The following is a 15,990-nucleotide window of genomic DNA, read 5'->3' on the forward strand; positions in this document are numbered from 1 at the left end:
TGGCTCTCGCTCAGCAGAAACAAATCACTCATCACGGTCTCCTTCCAGAAACCGTGAATCACAGCTCAAACCAAATTAATAGGTCCTGAGCCTAGACTCCGAACGTCCATTAATTGACATCGCATGAAATGATCACAGTACCGCCGCGCCAAACCCGACCGCGGTCGTTTGGCCGTCCTGATTAATCAGCCAATATTCAATCTCAACGCTGGTCCCACCATCTAACGGTTCCCTACTCGTCACGATGCCCTCGATCGTGATCACGTCTTTCGGATAGATCGGCATGAGGTAGGTGGAGAAATGCCGGCCGGTGGAAAGAAAGCTTTCGCCGAAGAGACCTGCGAGATATTGCGACGCCCAGCAGGATTCCATCATGCCCTGGGCGATGCATTCACGCAGGCCCGCCTTCTTTGCGATCTCCAGATTGGTGTGGATGCCCTGCTTGTGGAATTCGGCACCGGTGAAGACGGACATCTGGGCCTGGCGCACCTGTTTCGTCATCGACCGCAGCGCCGTGCCAACCGGCGTTTGCGCGGTGACACGTCCTGCCCGCTCGGCCGGTAGCGCACGCGGGCTGACCCGCCGCTCCGGCTCGGCCGAGCCCGTGCCGACCTTGACGCCTTCAGGCATGCGCATGACTTCCGTCGATCGTTGCAGGATGACGATGTCGCCCTCTTCGTCCCGCGCGATGCTTTCCAGCACCGTATAACCCTTCCCGCGCTTCATGTATTTGTCGACATAGGTACCGGTGAGCGTCAGCTTTGCACCAACCGGCACGGGCTTGTAGTGGATGACCTCTTCCTTCTGGTGCAGGCCCACCACCTTGTCGCGGTCGTAGACCGTCAGGAAGATCTGCATGAGATCCGACACGATCATGTGGGACGGTACCGCGCCGACCGGCTGGACCATGCCGTCGACGATCCGCATGCCGCTGTAATCGTCGAGGGCATAGGCGTAGCTGCGCAGGAAAAAGTCGTCGAGCACGAGGTCGACCGGTCCGAAGGTCTCGCCGATATAGACGTTTTCGTAGGTCGGGTCCTTGAAGGTCGGGGGCGTCATCGTCAATCGAATCCTTGTCGAGATGGGAGCCCGCCACCCTGCGGCAGCGGGCAGAATGCGGGTTACTGAACGCTGCGGACCTTGGCGAGAAGCGCGACGGCCTTGTCGCCGAGGCTGGCGGCGAACTCGTCCTGGAAGGTGGCAAGACGGGCTGCGAACTTGTCGAGACCCTGGGTCTCGATGATGGTCACGCCGGCCTTCTTCATCTCGTCGAGCGCCTTGTCATTGAAGTCGTTAACGAGGCTTGCCTGATAGGCCTGCGCCTCGGCAGCCGCGTTTACCAACACGTCCTGCTGTTCCTTGGGGAGCGCATCGAACTTCGCCGAATTCACCGGGATGAAGCGGAAGTGCCAGATGTGCTTGGTTAGGCTCACGCTCTTCGTCGTCTCGTACCATTTGGTGGTCGAGAGCGTCGCCGGCTCGCCTTCCGTCGCATCCGCAACACCCGTCTCAATGGCGGAATAGACTTCCGGGAACGGGATCGGCGTCGGAACCGCATTCAGTGCCTTGGCAAAGCCGATATAAAGAGGCGATTCCGGCACGCGGATCCGCAGCCCGTCCATGTCCTCGATCGTGTTGATTGCCTTCTTGCTGGCGATCGACCGGGGGCCGAGGTAGAGGAAACCGAGATTGCGCACGCCCTGTGCCTGGAAGGCTTCCTGCACGTCTGGCGCAATTACCGCGGCAACGCGCTGCATGTGGTCGAGGTCCTTATAAAGATAAGGAAGCTCCAGGACCTGCAATTCCGGGAAGAAGCGACCGATGCCCGACATGCCGCTCGGCGCGATGTCGACCGAGCCGGAAACGACGCTTTCCGCCAGTTCGCGCTCATTGCCGAGCGTGGCGTCGCCATAGACCTCGATCTTCACCTCGCCATTGGTGCGCTCGGCGACCAGCTCGGCAAAGCGCTTGTCGGCCAGCGTGTTGCTGTGGTCGGCCGCATAGATGTCGCCAAGCGTCAGCGTTGTTTCGGCCTGGGCCAGCGCGGTGCTGGCGGCAAGTGCGAGTGCGGTCAGCGCACCCATCAAGAAACGTTTTTCTACGAACATGCTCTACTCCTCCGTTGAGCCTTGATGCACCGTCACATGAAGGACGGCAGATAGGTTGTGAAGAACGGGACGAATGCGATCAGCAGGTTGACCAGCAGCAGCGGGATCAGGAACACCCAGACCAGCACGAGGATGCGCGACAGCGGTATGCGCGCGATGCTGACCCCGATGAACAGCAGCGTGCCGACCGGCGGCATGACCGCGCCCATCATGATGGCAAGCACCATGACGACGCCGAACTGCACCGGATCGAAGCCCATCTGCAGGCCGATGGCGGCAAGCGTGGGCACGAACAGCACGGCGGTCGATACTTCGTCCATCAGGCCGCCGATCAGTGTCAGCACGATGATCAGGATGGTGACGACGAGCAGCGGTTCTGTGGTGATCGAGAACAGCACCGAGGTGATCTGCTGCTCGAAGCGGCCAAGGGCCAGAATGGTGCCGAAGACCGCCGAAAAGCCGACGATCATCATGATGTTGGCGGACGAGAGGGCCGCCGACATGGTGAGTTCGCGCAGGTTCTTGAGGTTCAGCGAGCGTTCGATGACGAAGCCGTAGAACAGCGCATAAACCACCGCCACGATGCCGGCTTCCGTCGGCGTGAAGATGCCGAACCGGATGCCGCCGATGATGACGAAGGGCATGACCAATGCAAAACCCGCCTTCATAGCGGATTCCTTCAAGCGTTGACCGGAGAATTTTACCGTCTCCACCTTGAACGACGTGAAGCGTGTCAGGATAAAGGCGAGGATGAGCAGCGAAAGGCCGACAAGCAGGCCCGGGATGATACCAGCGAGGAACAGCCGTCCGATCGAAACGCCGGACATCGAGCCATAGATGATCAGGAAGATCGACGGCGGGATAAGCGGCGCCATCATTGCCGAGAATGCCACCATCAACGCCGCGAACTCCGGCTTGTAGCCCTGCTCCTTCATGGCCGGGATCAGGATCGAGCCGGTGGCAGCGCAGTCGGCCGACGCAGAGCCAGAAACGCCCGCCATCATGACATTGGAAATGACCGTGACATAGGCAAGGCCGGCTCGAAAATGCCCGACGAGGGCGATCGCCAAATCAACGATGCGTTGCGTGAGGCCTGAGCGCGACATGACCTCGCCGGCCAGCACGAAGAACGGGATCGCCATCAGCGTGAAAGAATCCATGCCGCCGAAGGTTTTCGTGATCAGCAGGCGTTCCTGCACGATGGGATAGTTGAGTACGACGACGAGCGCCGCAAGACCGGTGGAGAAGGCTACCGGCAGGCCGAGCAGCAGAAAGAGGAAGAAGCAGCCGAAGAGTGTGAGCGTCATCGGCCTGCCTCCTGTGCACCGTTACGCACGTCGCGCAACATGCGTGCGATCGTAGCAAATATGATGAGGGCCGCGCCGACGGGAATGGCGAGATAGATCCAGAAGAGCGACAGCGACAGCGCCGACGACAATTGCGGCGCATTCACGCGCGCCATCAGCCAGCCGTAGTAGACGAAGGTCCCCATCAGCACGATGACGGCAAGATCGAGAAGGATCGCGATGACGCGCTGTATGCGCTTTGGCAGCATGTTGGTGAACAGGTCGACCGTGAACATGGCGCGCCGCCAGACGAGGATCGGCGCGGCCAGCCAGAACAGCCAGATGAAGGCATAGCGGATGACCTCTTCCGACCAGAACAGCGCGTAGTGACCGTTGAAGACATAACGCAGGCAGACGGACGCAAAGCCTATGGCGATGATGGCGAGCATCAACGGAACGATGACGGCTTCCCCGATACGCTCGAGCAGCGTCGGATTTTCTGGGGCTTCGACGATTTCGGATTGTTCTTGCATCAGGCTGCCAGTGCTCCCCCGTCGACCTTGATAACGGCGCCGGATATATAGTCCGAGAGCGCGCTGGCAAGGAAAGCGATGGCGCCGCCGACTTCTTCTGGATTTCCCGCACGCCCCATCGGAACGCGGTTTTCCACCTTCGCCAGCCATTCCTTGTTGTGGAAGAGCGGCTCGGTGAGTTCGGTGCGGAACCAGCCCGGCTCGATGGCATTCACCCGGATGCCGGCCTTGGCCCATTCGACGGCGAGGCCCTGCGTGATCTGCTTGACGCCGCCCTTCGAAGACCCGTAGGCGACGATGGCCGGCATGCCGATCTCGCTTGCCATCGAGGCGATGTTGATGATCTTGCCATAACCATTGCTGCGCATGACGCGGCCGGCCGCCTGCGACATGAAGAACAGGCCGCGCGTGTTGATCGCATGTACCCTGTCCCAGTCCTCGACGCCATAGTCGAACGAATCGCCGCGGATGTTGAGGCCGGCGGCGTTGACGAGGATGTCCAGCTTGCCGTGTTCGGCGACCATACGCTCGACGAGCGCGCGTGTTTCCGTTGCATCGCTGACATCGCAGGTCATCGCCTGCGCTCCCGCCTCGGTCGCAGCCTTTTCGAGCACATCCTGACGCCGGCCGGCGATGATGACGGTTGCACCTGCCGCCACCAATGCATCCGCACCGGCCCGCCCAAGCCCCGTTCCGCCACCCGTGACGAGTGCGATACGGCCTTTCAGATCAATGGACAGCGACATGTTGAAACTCACCTGCATTTTGAAGATTGATACGGCGGCCATCGCTTTCGACGACCGCATGGGCAAGAGCCAGCGCCGCGATGCCATCCTCGATGGACGGGGTGACCGCGCTGCCCGCCGCAAGACCGGCCGCGAGATTGCGCATCTCGCCGACATAACCCATGTGGACGAGCGACGCGTTCTCGCCGGAAATGTTCGTCATGTTCGGTTCCCAGATCAAGCGCTCGCGCTCCGGCGAGAAGGCGCGACCGGACACCATGGGTTCGGCATCCCGTGTATAGGTGACGCGCGTGACGTTTTCGACCGTGACGCTGGCGCCCTTCGAGCCGGCGATCTGCACGCGCTCGTTCGGCACGCCACGGCTTTCGTAATTCGATATTTCAAGCAGCCCGGCCGCCCCGCTGGCATAACCGAGCAGCACCGCGAAACCGAACCGCTCATCGGATGCCTGTGTCTTGACGGCCGAGACCCAATCGACCGGGCCGCCGAAGAAGCGCATCAGATCGAGAAAGTGCACGCTGTGATCGAGCACGAAGGAGAACGGCGTCAAGGTCTTCGACCAGGCCGGCGTCCAGACGCCGGAGGTGATGCGCGCGCTCACCATCTGTACCGCGCCGAAATCCGCCGTCTCGGAAATGTCCTTCGCCATGCGGTAGCCGGTCGCGAAGCGCTTCATGAAGCCGACGGTGAGTTGCCGGCCGGCCTTTCTTGCGGCCAGCGCCATCGCCTCGCCCTCGGCAAGCGTGATCGCCGGCGGCTTCTCGACGAAAACATGAACGCGGTGGGCAAAGGCTTGCACGGCGAGTGTGGGATAGATCGTCGGGCCGACCGCCATGACGACCGCATCCACCTTTTCCGCGTCGAGCATAGCGGACATGTCGGCGTAGCAGGCGCTGGCGCCGGCGGCCCGCATCGTAGCTTCAGCGCGCGCAGCATCAGGGTCGCAGACTGCCACGATGTCGATATCAGCTATGCGCATCGCTGGAAGCAGCGCGGCATTGGCAAACGCCCCGCATCCTACTAGCGCCGTTCGCAGACGGTCCTGCTGCATCCTGAAACTCCTCCACCGGAAAGAGGCCTCCACGCCTCAGAAAACGTTTTTCGAAAAACGGTTTTCGTCGTTTTGATTAGCCCCCTGCCCGCGACCTGTCAATGTTAGTATTTGACTATTTCCGTCGGCGATTCTCAGCTAATGTCGCTTGGCGCCGTGAAAATAGCGCCATGATAAAATCGGTTCTGCAACTGGAGTTTGAAGCGTGCCCGACAATGGCCGGATTACAATCAGGGATGTGGCTGCGGCGACCGGACATGCGGTTTCGACGGTCTCGAATGCGTTGGCCGGCAAGCGGCACGTTAACGAGGAAACCCGCCGCCAGGTGAAGGAAGCCGCCGAACGGCTGGGTTATCGACCCTCCGCCGTGGCGCGCTCGCTGCGCATGAAGCTGAGTTCAACCATCGGCGTGCTGGTGCCCGATGTCAGCAATCCCGCCATCCCGGAATTTATCCGCGGCATCGACGACATCGCCGTGCGCGAGGGCTGTACAATCCTGCTCTGCAACACCGACGAGCTCGTCGAGCGCCAGGTCAGCCAGATGCAGACGCTGCTGGATCGCCAGGTGGACGGCATGATCCTGATCTCCCAGCACTGCGACACGCCGGAGGTGCGCAAGCTGCTCGACGGCAAGACGCCCTTCGTGCTCATCCAGCGCCGTTCTTCACGTTTTCGCGACGACTACGTTGGCTCTGACAATCTTCAGGGCATGCGCGACAGCGTGACCTACCTGCACGGGCTCGGCCACCGCCGGATCGGCCTCGTGACCGGCCCAGGAACCTCCAGCACGGCGCAGGAACGTTTCGAAGCCTTCGAGGCGACCATCGCCGACCTCGGCTGCGACGAGGACCCCGACCTGATCTATCGCGGCGACTACACCGTCGAGGCCGGCTATGACGCCATGCACTACTTCGCCACACTCTCGAAGCGGCCAACGGCGGTGATCGCCAGCAACGATGTCTGCGCGCTCGGTGTGCAGGATGCGGCAAGCGAACTCGGCCTGTCGATTCCGGAAGACCTATCGCTGCTTGGCTGCGACGATATCGATCTAGCACGGCTGCGCCGCATCAATCTCAGCACGCTTCACCTGCCCAAGCGCGAAATGGGCGCTGCCGCCGCGGAACTGCTGATGCGCCGCATCCACTCCAAGCGCCCGCCGACGCCACGTGAAGTCATCATACCGACGGAGTTGGTCCTGCGCGCATCCTGTGCGGCCCCTGCCGATGGCGGGAACGCAAAGAGGCCGGCAGAACGCCGGCCTCTCGTCTCTCCGGGCTGATAGCGGGTCAGACCGCGATTGCGGCCGAAAGCTCCTTGATCGCCAGCATGCCGGGATCATCGATGCCGATCGTCTGGTCACCGAACATACGTGCGCGGCCGATGCGGTTCGGCCGCGAACGGAATGTTTCGAGCGCCTCGGATGCCGCCTTCGCTGCATCCCGTGTCGCCTGCTCCGGCGTTTCGGCGCCCTTTAGCGCCTCGGCAATGGCATCGAGCGAATCGAGCACGGTCTTGTCGCCAAGCGACGCGCCGCCGCGCGCAATCATCGCATCGCGCGCCGTCGCAAAGAGGCTGGAAAGGTCGCCAACGTCGAGTGTCGCCCGGCCCTTTGCCTCGCGGCCCGCGGCAAGCAATCCCGTCGCGAACAAAGTGCCCAGGCTCGATCCCGTCGCAACCGTCGCCGCTTTGGCGAGCTGGCTCAAGGCAGCGCCCGGATCGGCGGTGGAAGACAGGTCGACCTCGGCCATCTTGCCGATGACCCGGGCGAGCATGCCGCCCGTGTCGCCGTCGCCGAGTTTTGCATCGGCGTCGTTCAATATCTGCTCCAGCCCGCCCATCGCCTTATCGGCGCGGGTGACGGCAGCGGCGATGGAGGCGACCGTAATGCTCATGCCGTCACCGTCCAGAATGGGCAGTGGGCGGGGGCGGCCAGCAGCGCCTCGATCTCGTCGTCGACGAAGCAGAGCGAGATGGAGGCGCCGGCCATTTCCATCGACGTCGCATAGTGGCCCACGAGCGGCCGGACGATCTCGATGCCTGCTGCTTCGAGCGTCGCCCTCGCTCGGCGGTAGAGGATGAATAGCTCTTCCAGCGGCGTGGCACCAAGGCTATTGACGAGGATGGAGACGCGCTTGCCCGCCCCCTCCGGCTTGTCGGCGAGCAGGCGCTCAATCATCTCGTCGGCAATGGCGTCGGCTTCGCGCAGCGTGTCGCGCCAGATGCCCGGCTCGCCATGGATGCCCATGCCCATCTCGATCTCGTTTTCGCCGAGCGTGAAGGACGGCTTGTCGGAGCCCGGCACCTGGCAGGGCGCAAGTGCAACGCCAATGGTGCGCGTGCGATCCACCGTCTTCTGCGCGATCGCCGTCACGGCATCGAGATCGGCGCCGGTTTCCGCAAGCGCGCCGGCCGTCTTGTAGGCATAGATGATGCCCGCAACGCCGCGGCGTTTCTGCCGCTCGGCCGGGCCGGCGCTTGCGACATCGTCATTTCCGAGCACGGTCGTCGTGCGGATGCCCTCGTCCTCCAGCATTTCGCCGGCCATGTCGAAGTTCATCCGGTCGCCACCGTAGTTGCCATAGAGGCGCAGCACGCCCTTGCCGCCATCGGCAAGCTTGATCGCCTCCATGCAGGAGCCGACCGTCGGCCCTTCGAAGACGTTGCCGATCGAGCAGCTGTCGAGCAGCCCCTCCCCGACATAGCCGGTGAAGAGCGGCAGGTGGCCGGAGCCGCCGCCGGAAACGACACCGACCTTGCCGCTGCGGATAGGCTTTGCGCGGTGCACGACGCGGCCGGTGTCGCCGCCGAGCGCCAGCGAGGGATTGGCGGCAACGAGACCGTCGAGCATTTCATCGACAAAGCCCGAGGGCTTGTTCATCAATTTCTTCATGACGTCGCCTCCCTCAGTAATTCAGCGCGGAATTGTCGTTGAACATGGTGATCGGCGGATAGGCGCGCTCGTCGGTCAAGACGTCGAGAACGGTCGTGGTGTTGGCCGCGAAGGCCGCCTTCAGCGCCGGCAGGAAATCCTCCGCCTTCTCGATGCGCACGCCCGCGCAACCCGCCCCGCGAGCAATCGCCGCGTGGTCGACTGGCGTGAAATCGCAGGCATCAGAATATTCGTTGAAGATCACCTTTTCCGCGTGTTTCTCATAACCGAGGATCGAGTTGTTGAGCACCGCGACCACGACGTTCAGCCCCATGCGGCGAGCCGTCTCCAGCTCCGACCAGACATGCGCGAAACCGCCATCGCCGACGAGCGCGAAGACCGGCGCATCCGGCCGGGCGCATTTGGCGCCGAGCGCATAGGGCAGACCCCAGCCGAGGCCGGCAAGGCCACGCGGCGTGAGGAAGCGCATGCCGGGCTTGCGCGCGGTCAGGTGGTTGCCGATCCAGATCGAGGAATAGCTGGCATCCGAGACGACGATGTGGTTCGGCGTCAGCAGGCTGTCGAGATCCCGCATCAACCGCTCCGGGCGAAGCGGGCTGGCATTCGACGTTTCGACAGCGGCGGCATCTTGGCGGCCTTTGGCAAGGCCTTCAGCAATGGTCTTTTCAAGCGCCGGACGGGCCGCCTTGCGCTTCGCCCCATCTTCCGCATCGAGCGCTGCCGAGAGCGCCTTGATGCCGAGTTTCGCATCGCCGACGAGGCGCAGCGCCTCGTAGTTGCGGCCGATTTCCTGACCGTCCACGTCGAGGTGGATGTATTTTGCGCCCTTCGGGAAGAGCGACCAGCTATCCGTGCCATTTTGGTTGGTACGGTTGCCGATCAGCATGATGACATCCGCCTCGGTGACCAGCGCGCGCAGGTGCTTGGTGCGGCTGCGCGTCGCCATGAAATAGCCGACGATGCCGACGGAGAGCGGATGGCCCTCGTCGACGGCGCCCTTACCCATTACGGTGGTCGCCACCGGAATAGAGAAGCGTTCCTGAAGAGCTGCAAGCTCATCGGCAGCATCAGACACATGCACGCCGCCGCCGGCGATGATCAGCGGGCGCTCGGCGGAGGCGAGCAGCTTGGCGGCTTCCGCGATGCGGTCCGGATCCGGTCCGCTGCGATCGAGCGGGAAAGTACCGAGCGATGCCATGCGCCCCTCGGTACGGCTTTCCGCCGTATCGACGAACATGTCGATCGGCGCGATCAGCACTGCGGGGCCGGGTCGACCGGAGGCAGCGGCCGTGAAGGCCATGTCGATATAGTCGTCGATGCGGTTGACGTCGGCGACGCGCTTGATCCACTTGGCCACGCCCTTGAAGAGGTCGAGATGATCGAGTTCCTGGAAGGCGTTCTTGTCGGCGAAGGGGCGCGCCACGTCCTGCACGATGGCGACGATCGGGATCGAGGCCTTGTAGGCTTCTGCCAGACCGGCCACCAGCAGCGTCGCGGCCGGCCCGTTCTGCGCCGTTACGACCGCCACCTTGTGCGAAATGCGCGCATAGGCGTCGGCCATCACCGCGCCGGCATTTTCCGTGCGATAGCCGATCTGCCGGATGCCGTAATGCGGCGCCGCGAGGAAAAGCGCTGCCGGAATAGCCTGGCCGAAGATCACCTCTACACCATGCCGCTTCAGCGCCTGCGCCATCACATGCGCCCCGCTCCTGTTACCCTTGCTCACGTTCTATCCTCCTCGAAACCTTTGAAAATGCGGATGAATTCTGTCAGATGACCGTTGCCGAGCGAAGCTCGGCGATCTCCTCGTCCGGCATGGAAAGCCACTCGTGCAACACGTCGTCGGAATGTTCGCCGAGCATCGGCGGCGGACGCCGCACGGCGGTCGGCGTGGTGCCGAGACCGACGGGCGGCCCCTGCATCGGCACCACGCCAGCCTTGGGATGCACGACATCGACGATATGACCGGCTTCGCGCATGTAGGGGTCGTTCGCGACCTCCTCGACGGTGCGGATGCGGGCCGAAGGAAGTTCTGCAACGCGCAACACCGCGAGCACCTCGTCCGCCGTGTGCTCCGCAATCCATGCGGCCGCGATCGCCTCGATCGCCTCGACATTCACCATGCGCTGCTCGAGCGTCGAGAAGCGTGGATCGTCCAACAGGTCGGGTCGGCCGATCATCGCCGCAAAACGCGGGAAATGCGCATTGTTGCCGGCGACCATGTGGATCCAGACGTCGTCCTTGGCGCGGAAAGTGTTGGCGGGCGCGGCATACCGGTCGCGGTTGCCGGCGCGTGTCATGCGGCGGCCGTTGACCAGGAATTCCGGAATGGCAGTCATCAGCATGGAGGTCGCGCCGCCGATCAAGCTGACATCGACGACCTGCCCCTCGCCCGTCCGGTTGCGATGGTTCAATGCGGCGAGAATGCCGATCGTGGCATGCAGCGCAGTGGCATAGTCGACGAGGAAGGTGCCTGCCATCATCGGGCCGCCCTTCGGATCGCCAGTGAGGTCCATGAAGCCCGTGATCGCCTGGGCGATGCCATCGAAGCAGGGTTCGGCGGATAGGCTGTTGTTCTGGCCGAAGCCGGAAAGCCGGGCCATGATCAGCTTGGGGTTGATCTTGCGCAGATCCTCCCAGCCGCAGCCCATTTTCTCCATCGTACCGGGTCGGAAATTCTCGACCAGCACGTCGGCCTCCAGCACGAGGCGGCGCAGCAGGTCCTGCGCCTCCGGATTGCGGAAATTGAGCGTCAGGCTGCGCTTGTTGCGGTTGAACATCATGAAGTAGATGCTCTCGCCCGCAATGTAGGGGCCGAGCGAACGGGTGTCGTCGCCGGCGCGCGTGCGTTCGACCTTCACGACATCCGCACCGAGATCGCCGAGCAGCATGGCGCAATGCGGGCCGGCGATGAAGCGTGAGAGATCCAGCACCTTGATGCCGGAGAGGGACGAAACCGTGGACTGTGCGTTTGAAGACATGATCAGACTTTGAGCAGGATGCGGTTGGGGTCGATATCGGTGCGGATGTGGGCGAGTTCCTTCACCGTCGGCGGCTCGGTCTCCGGAATCGTTTCTGGAACCAGCGGAACAAAAGACATGGCGGCGAGCACCGCATCCTTCGTCACGCCCGGATGCAGCGATTTCAGCCGCATCTCGCGCGTGTCTTCGGCAAAGTCGAAGACCGCTTTGTCGGTGACGACAAGCGCCGGACCACCCTCGCTCAGCCCGGCCTCGCGGCGACTGTTGCCGCCCGAGAGATGGCCGGCGCTGGTAATGAAATCGACCTTCTCGACGAAGCTGCGCGCATCGAGGTCCATTAGCAGCAGGGGCCGGCGCACGAAGGCGAAATGCTCCGGCTGCGCCAGGCTGCCGACAAGGCGCACCTTCGGATTGCGGTAGTCACCGATCGCCGTGATGTTCATGTTGCCGTAGCGATCGAGCTGGGCGGCGGAATTGAACGACACGTCGAACCGTCCGCGCGCCAGCATGTCGCATTTCACGCCCGTATCCGGCGGGCAGGCGGCGGCCTGCCATTGCGTGAACGTATCCTGCGTGAAGTGTTCCGGGATCACCGAAAGGTCTGGCTCCAGCAGGTTGCCCCAGTAGACGGCGGCACCCGGCGCATGGTGCAGCTGCGCGAGCCGCACGGCGGCCAGCGGCATGCCGACGGCGAGCGTGAAGGCGCGTCCATTGGTGCCGACGCCGACGAAGCAGAGATCGTCGTCGCGGATCTGGCGGGAGAGATAGGCGGTGATGAGTTCGTTATTGGTGAAGTCGGCCATGGCTTACGCCCTCCCCTTGACGTCGAGGGCGGCGAGCGCAGCGAGGCCCCCGCATTTTTCCAGATAGGCAGCGTGATCCGGAAGAGCGTTTGCGAATTCGTCGAGATAGGCCTTCACGCCGTCGGCGGTCTTCGAGCGAGCGATGTAGTCGCGCAGATGCGCGTCGTCCTCGTCATAAAGCGTGTCGCAGGCCGCGGGATGCGCGCCATAGGGCACCTCGACGATTGCCTCCACCCAATTGCCGGGAATGTAGGTCAGCGACGGCTGCTTCTTGATCTCCTCGTGCGGCACGATCTTTTCGACCGTCACGATCAGGCGCTTGGCGCCGGAAGCGAACGGCTGGTCCATATCGTCAGTATCGCGCACGACCGGCCATTGCACATTGCCGTATTTGTCGCCGGCATAACCGTGGATGAGAGTGAAGTCCGGCTCGGCGGCGGCAATCGCCTGCAGCTTCTGTCCGGTGAACGGGCAGTCGAAGGTGCGGATCTGCTCGGGATTCACCTTGGCGATATCGGAGCCGAACAGCGTGCGGATCGGCAGGAAGGGCATGCCTTGGGCGGCCGCGCGCAGGCGCGCCACCATTGCCGTTTCGGAGAAATCGCGCACCTCGATGCGCCCGCTCTCGACAGCGCGGCGGAAATTCGGCGCCAGCCCGTAGTTGAACAGGCCGACATAGATGCCCTCCCAGCGGCGAATGGCATCCGCGGCAGCCAGCAGATCGATAGCCGTCGTGCCGGCCCAGCTCATCACGGTCAGGTCGCGCACCCCAGCGCGGATCAGCTGGCGCACGGCGGCGTTCGGCTGGCGGCGCAGCAGACTGCCGCCGATCGCCACGGACGAGCCGGACACGATCGGAGACAACGCGCTCTCCAGGGTCGTCAGTTTCTCTTTCAAAATGCGGTCCTCCCGATAGGTAGAACCGGATATAAAAACGTTTCTGGATATTGGCAACAAAAAACGTTTCTTGCTTGGTATTTTTCTGTTAGGCCGGAGCTCGACAGACACCACTCATTGGCAGGAGGACACGCCGGATGGCGGATGAACATCGACTCTATGGACTGATCGGTTACCCAATAGGCTTCGTCCGCTCGCCGGGCATTCTGAATACCTATCTCGCCGAACATGGGCTGCCGGGCCGCATGATCCCGTTCGGTGTAAAGCCGGAATCGCTGGACGCCGCCCTCACCGGCTTGCGGCATGTGGAAAACCTCGCAGGCTTCTTCGTCACAATGCCGTTCAAGGAGAGCATCCTGCCACTTCTCGATGATGCCAGTGAAACGGCGCGCATTGCCGGCGCTGTGAACATCGTCCGCCGCACGCCGGATGGCCAGCTCTTCGGCCACCAGCTCGACGGTGCCGGTTTTGTCGGTGCCATGACGGCCGCAGGCATCACCATTGCCGGTGCCTCGGCCCATGTGGCCGGTGCGGGCGGCGTCAGCGCCGGTATCTGCTGTGCACTCGCCGAAGCCGGCATCGGCCGCATCGCGATCGCAAACCGCAACCGAGAACGCGCGGAAACACTTGCGAACCGGCTTCGCAGCGCCTTCCCGGCGACCGTCTTCACTGTGACGACTGCTGCGCCCGGCGCAGAGATCGACATCGTCGTAAACGCCACCAGTCTCGGTCTTTCGGCCGACGATCCGCTGCCCGTCGACCTTTCGGCGACGCGGCACGGCATCTTCGTCGGCGATGTGGTGAACGTCCCGCATATGACGCCCTTTCTGGAGGTGGCCGAGGCGCGCGGCTGCCGCACGCAGCATGGCAAGGCGATGTTCGGCCCACAGATCCCGCTGGCGCTCCGCTTCTACGAAAACGGTCTGTGACGTCCTGGTCGTGCTCAATGCACGACCAGATTGCCACCGGTGATGAGCTTGACGATGTCGTCGGGACTGGTTTCGGCCTTTTTACGCACCCCTGCCGTCTGGCCCTGACGCAGCACATGGATGCGGTCGCAAACCTCGAAAATATGGTGCAGGTTGTGGCTGATCAGGATGATCGAGAAGCCGCGCGAGCGCAGGTCCTTGATCAGCGACAGGACCTTCTCCTGCTCTGGCACGCCGAGTGCCGCCGTCGGCTCGTCGAGGATGACGACCTTGCGGCCGAAGGCGACGGCGCGTGCGATGGCGACGCTCTGGCGCTGGCCGCCGGACATGCCCTTCACGGTAAAATGCGTCGACTGGATGTGGATGTTGAGCGACTTCAACAGATCCTTCGAGCGGCTGTGCATCTCTTCGGCCTTGAGAAACTTCGCGCCGAGCACGTTGCGCACGGCCTCGCGTCCGGCAAAGATGTTTTCCGCGACGTTGGAATCGTCGAAGAGCGCCAGATCCTGATAGACCGTCTCGATGCCGAGATGCCGGGCATCCTCGGGCTTGCGCACCGTCACTTCGCGGCCCTCGAACCAGATCTGGCCGCTATCGGCCGGCTGCGCGCCGGAGATGATCTTGATGAGGGTGGATTTGCCGGCACCATTGTCGCCGGCCAGCGCCACGACCTCGGAATCGTAGAGTTCGAAATCGATATCGGTCAGCGCGCGCACGGCGCCGAACGACTTGCAGATATTGTTCAGTTTCAGCAATGGGGTCATCACGCATATCCTCTGGGCGGTCGAGGGGATGGCCCCTCGACCGCAGCCGATTACTTGCAATAGGTGTCGTGCGTTTCCTTGGTGATCATCGGCGTATCGAGGAAGGTCATCTTCTCGACCTTTTCGCCGGCAAGCACCTTCATCGCGAGTTCCAGCGATTCCGGGAACATGGTGGGGTAATAGACCGAGCCCGTCAGGCGGCCGGCGGCAACGCCGTCGCAGCCTTCCTTCGCCCCATCCATGCCGACGGTGGCGACACCTTCGATCTTCTGCTCCTCCAGCACCTGAGCCGCACCCAGCGCCATCGTGTCGTTATGCGCGAAGACCGCCTTCACATCGCGATGTGCGGTGACGGCGTCTTCCATTGCCGCCACGGCTTCCTGCAGACGATAATGGCCGACATAGGAGACCACCGTGATGCCCGGATGCTTGGCGATTTCCTCTTCGAAGCCCGTCTTTCGGTCGACGGTCGCGGACGCGCCAGGCGTGCCTTCGAGCTGGATGACCTTGCCCTCCTCGCCGATCTTCTCGACGACGAAGCGCGCGGCGACGCGACCCATCTCGACATTGTCCGAGCCGATGAAGGCGGCGAAATCCGTTTCCGGTACGTCGAGCTTACGGTCGAAGATGATCAGCGGAACGTTGGCGCGCTTGGCGGCGTCGGCGATCGGCGCCAGCGCCTTGGAATCGTTCGGCGACATGACGACGGCCGAGACGTGGCGAGTGATCAGATCCTCGATGCCGGACAACTGCGTCGCGCTGTCACGCCGGCCGTCAACAATCGTCAGCTTTACGTCTGGGTGCTCGGCGCCCCAGGTCTTTGCCCGCTCGATGCCGCCGACGCGGTAGGGATGTTCGAGGTTCGGCTGGGCGACGCCGATTTCCACCGTCTGGGCAGTCGCTGCCGCCGGTGCGGCGAGGATCGTGCCGGCCAGCATGGCGATTTGGAGTGTCTGTCTGTAAGTCATGGTTTCCTCCCGTTTTGACTTGATCCGGCCTGCG

The 15,990-nt window shown here is 63.0% G+C and carries 16 protein-coding genes; 2 read left to right on the top strand and 14 right to left on the bottom strand.

Annotated features, from left to right (window positions below):
* Window positions 1-132: 132 nt before the first annotated feature.
* The 6 genes from J2Y63_RS32345 to J2Y63_RS32370 all read right to left on the bottom strand — a co-directional run bounded on the left by J2Y63_RS32345 (window position 133) and on the right by J2Y63_RS32370 (window position 5,724).
* Entirely contained in the window at window positions 133-1,059 is a 927-nt protein-coding gene (locus tag J2Y63_RS32345) for a MaoC/PaaZ C-terminal domain-containing protein (protein ID WP_435269394.1), read from the bottom strand.
* A 62-nt stretch (window positions 1,060-1,121) separates the two neighbouring features.
* A complete protein-coding gene (locus J2Y63_RS32350; RefSeq protein WP_256120135.1) occupies window positions 1,122-2,108 on the bottom strand; it encodes a TRAP transporter substrate-binding protein in 987 nt (328 codons plus the stop codon).
* A gap of 32 nt (window positions 2,109-2,140) precedes the next feature.
* Window positions 2,141-3,415 (bottom strand): TRAP transporter large permease, encoded by a 1,275-nt coding sequence (locus tag J2Y63_RS32355; protein ID WP_435269395.1) that lies wholly within the window; start codon window positions 3,413-3,415, stop codon window positions 2,141-2,143.
* The gene (locus J2Y63_RS32360; protein ID WP_435269396.1) at window positions 3,412-3,927 is read right to left on the bottom strand and encodes a TRAP transporter small permease; all 516 of its coding nucleotides are present in this window, start codon (window positions 3,925-3,927) and stop codon (window positions 3,412-3,414) included. The genes J2Y63_RS32355 and J2Y63_RS32360 overlap by 4 nt, the downstream gene beginning before the upstream one ends.
* The gene (locus J2Y63_RS32365) at window positions 3,927-4,673 is read right to left on the bottom strand and encodes an SDR family NAD(P)-dependent oxidoreductase (protein ID WP_435269397.1); all 747 of its coding nucleotides are present in this window, start codon (window positions 4,671-4,673) and stop codon (window positions 3,927-3,929) included. The genes J2Y63_RS32360 and J2Y63_RS32365 overlap by 1 nt, the downstream gene beginning before the upstream one ends.
* Window positions 4,657-5,724 (bottom strand): Gfo/Idh/MocA family oxidoreductase, encoded by a 1,068-nt coding sequence (locus J2Y63_RS32370; RefSeq protein WP_435269398.1) that lies wholly within the window; start codon window positions 5,722-5,724, stop codon window positions 4,657-4,659. The genes J2Y63_RS32365 and J2Y63_RS32370 overlap by 17 nt, the downstream gene beginning before the upstream one ends.
* Before the next feature lie 205 nt (window positions 5,725-5,929).
* On the opposite strand from J2Y63_RS32370, the gene J2Y63_RS32375 reads away from it, so the two are divergent.
* Window positions 5,930-7,003: a LacI family DNA-binding transcriptional regulator gene (locus J2Y63_RS32375; protein WP_435269399.1), complete on the top strand. Its 1,074-nt coding sequence runs from the start codon at window positions 5,930-5,932 to the stop codon at window positions 7,001-7,003.
* A gap of 7 nt (window positions 7,004-7,010) precedes the next feature.
* On the opposite strand, the gene J2Y63_RS32380 is transcribed toward J2Y63_RS32375, so the two are convergent.
* From J2Y63_RS32380 to J2Y63_RS32405, 6 genes are read right to left on the bottom strand one after another with little or no spacing between them, the layout of a single operon-like run.
* A complete protein-coding gene (locus tag J2Y63_RS32380) occupies window positions 7,011-7,616 on the bottom strand; it encodes a dihydroxyacetone kinase subunit L (RefSeq protein WP_435269400.1) in 606 nt (201 codons plus the stop codon).
* On the bottom strand, window positions 7,613-8,614 hold the full coding sequence (locus J2Y63_RS32385) for a dihydroxyacetone kinase subunit DhaK (protein WP_256120128.1): 1,002 nt from the start codon (window positions 8,612-8,614) through the stop codon (window positions 7,613-7,615). The genes J2Y63_RS32380 and J2Y63_RS32385 overlap by 4 nt, the downstream gene beginning before the upstream one ends.
* A 13-nt stretch (window positions 8,615-8,627) precedes the next feature.
* Window positions 8,628-10,340, bottom strand: coding sequence for an acetolactate synthase catalytic subunit (locus tag J2Y63_RS32390; RefSeq protein WP_435269401.1), 1,713 nt, complete (start codon window positions 10,338-10,340; stop codon window positions 8,628-8,630).
* Window positions 10,341-10,383: 43 nt separating this feature from the next.
* Entirely contained in the window at window positions 10,384-11,595 is a 1,212-nt protein-coding gene (locus tag J2Y63_RS32395) for a CaiB/BaiF CoA transferase family protein (RefSeq protein WP_435269402.1), read from the bottom strand.
* Between the two features lie 2 nt (window positions 11,596-11,597).
* A complete protein-coding gene (locus tag J2Y63_RS32400; protein WP_435269403.1) occupies window positions 11,598-12,398 on the bottom strand; it encodes a CoA-transferase subunit beta in 801 nt (266 codons plus the stop codon).
* Window positions 12,399-12,401: 3 nt separating this feature from the next.
* Window positions 12,402-13,409, bottom strand: coding sequence for a CoA transferase subunit A (locus J2Y63_RS32405; RefSeq protein ID WP_435269404.1), 1,008 nt, complete (start codon window positions 13,407-13,409; stop codon window positions 12,402-12,404).
* 23 nt (window positions 13,410-13,432) lie between these two features.
* Between J2Y63_RS32405 and J2Y63_RS32410 the strand changes: the two genes are divergently transcribed.
* Window positions 13,433-14,224 (top strand): shikimate dehydrogenase family protein, encoded by a 792-nt coding sequence (locus tag J2Y63_RS32410; protein ID WP_435269405.1) that lies wholly within the window; start codon window positions 13,433-13,435, stop codon window positions 14,222-14,224.
* Between the two features lie 14 nt (window positions 14,225-14,238).
* On the opposite strand, the gene J2Y63_RS32415 is transcribed toward J2Y63_RS32410, so the two are convergent.
* Together J2Y63_RS32415 and J2Y63_RS32420 are read right to left on the bottom strand one after the other, a co-directional pair.
* Entirely contained in the window at window positions 14,239-14,988 is a 750-nt protein-coding gene (locus J2Y63_RS32415) for an ATP-binding cassette domain-containing protein (RefSeq protein ID WP_435269406.1), read from the bottom strand.
* Window positions 14,989-15,038: 50 nt separating this feature from the next.
* The gene (locus J2Y63_RS32420) at window positions 15,039-15,956 is read right to left on the bottom strand and encodes a substrate-binding domain-containing protein (protein ID WP_435269407.1); all 918 of its coding nucleotides are present in this window, start codon (window positions 15,954-15,956) and stop codon (window positions 15,039-15,041) included.
* Window positions 15,957-15,990 lie beyond the last annotated feature (34 nt).

This window comes from Shinella sp. BE166, from assembly GCF_051201095.1.
Classification (GTDB): domain Bacteria; phylum Pseudomonadota; class Alphaproteobacteria; order Rhizobiales; family Rhizobiaceae; genus Shinella; species Shinella lacus.

Excerpts from the sequence above, each read along its gene's own strand:
- J2Y63_RS32350 (WP_256120135.1), bottom strand. The coding sequence starts at position 2,108 with ATGTTCGTAGAAAAACGTTTCTTGATGGGTGCGCTGACCGCACTCGCA.
- J2Y63_RS32420 (WP_435269407.1), bottom strand. The coding sequence starts at position 15,956 with ATGACTTACAGACAGACACTCCAAATCGCCATGCTGGCCGGCACGATC.
- J2Y63_RS32400 (WP_435269403.1), bottom strand. The coding sequence starts at position 12,398 with ATGGCCGACTTCACCAATAACGAACTCATCACCGCCTATCTCTCCCGC.
- J2Y63_RS32360 (WP_435269396.1), bottom strand. The coding sequence starts at position 3,927 with ATGCAAGAACAATCCGAAATCGTCGAAGCCCCAGAAAATCCGACGCTG.
- J2Y63_RS32415 (WP_435269406.1), bottom strand. The coding sequence starts at position 14,988 with ATGACCCCATTGCTGAAACTGAACAATATCTGCAAGTCGTTCGGCGCC.
- J2Y63_RS32385 (WP_256120128.1), bottom strand. The coding sequence starts at position 8,614 with ATGAAGAAATTGATGAACAAGCCCTCGGGCTTTGTCGATGAAATGCTC.
- J2Y63_RS32365 (WP_435269397.1), bottom strand. The coding sequence starts at position 4,673 with ATGTCGCTGTCCATTGATCTGAAAGGCCGTATCGCACTCGTCACGGGT.
- J2Y63_RS32380 (WP_435269400.1), bottom strand. The coding sequence starts at position 7,616 with ATGAGCATTACGGTCGCCTCCATCGCCGCTGCCGTCACCCGCGCCGAT.
- J2Y63_RS32355 (WP_435269395.1), bottom strand. The coding sequence starts at position 3,415 with ATGACGCTCACACTCTTCGGCTGCTTCTTCCTCTTTCTGCTGCTCGGC.
- J2Y63_RS32410 (WP_435269405.1), top strand. The coding sequence starts at position 13,433 with ATGGCGGATGAACATCGACTCTATGGACTGATCGGTTACCCAATAGGC.
- J2Y63_RS32370 (WP_435269398.1), bottom strand. The coding sequence starts at position 5,724 with ATGCAGCAGGACCGTCTGCGAACGGCGCTAGTAGGATGCGGGGCGTTT.
- J2Y63_RS32345 (WP_435269394.1), bottom strand. The coding sequence starts at position 1,059 with ATGACGCCCCCGACCTTCAAGGACCCGACCTACGAAAACGTCTATATC.
- J2Y63_RS32395 (WP_435269402.1), bottom strand. The coding sequence starts at position 11,595 with ATGTCTTCAAACGCACAGTCCACGGTTTCGTCCCTCTCCGGCATCAAG.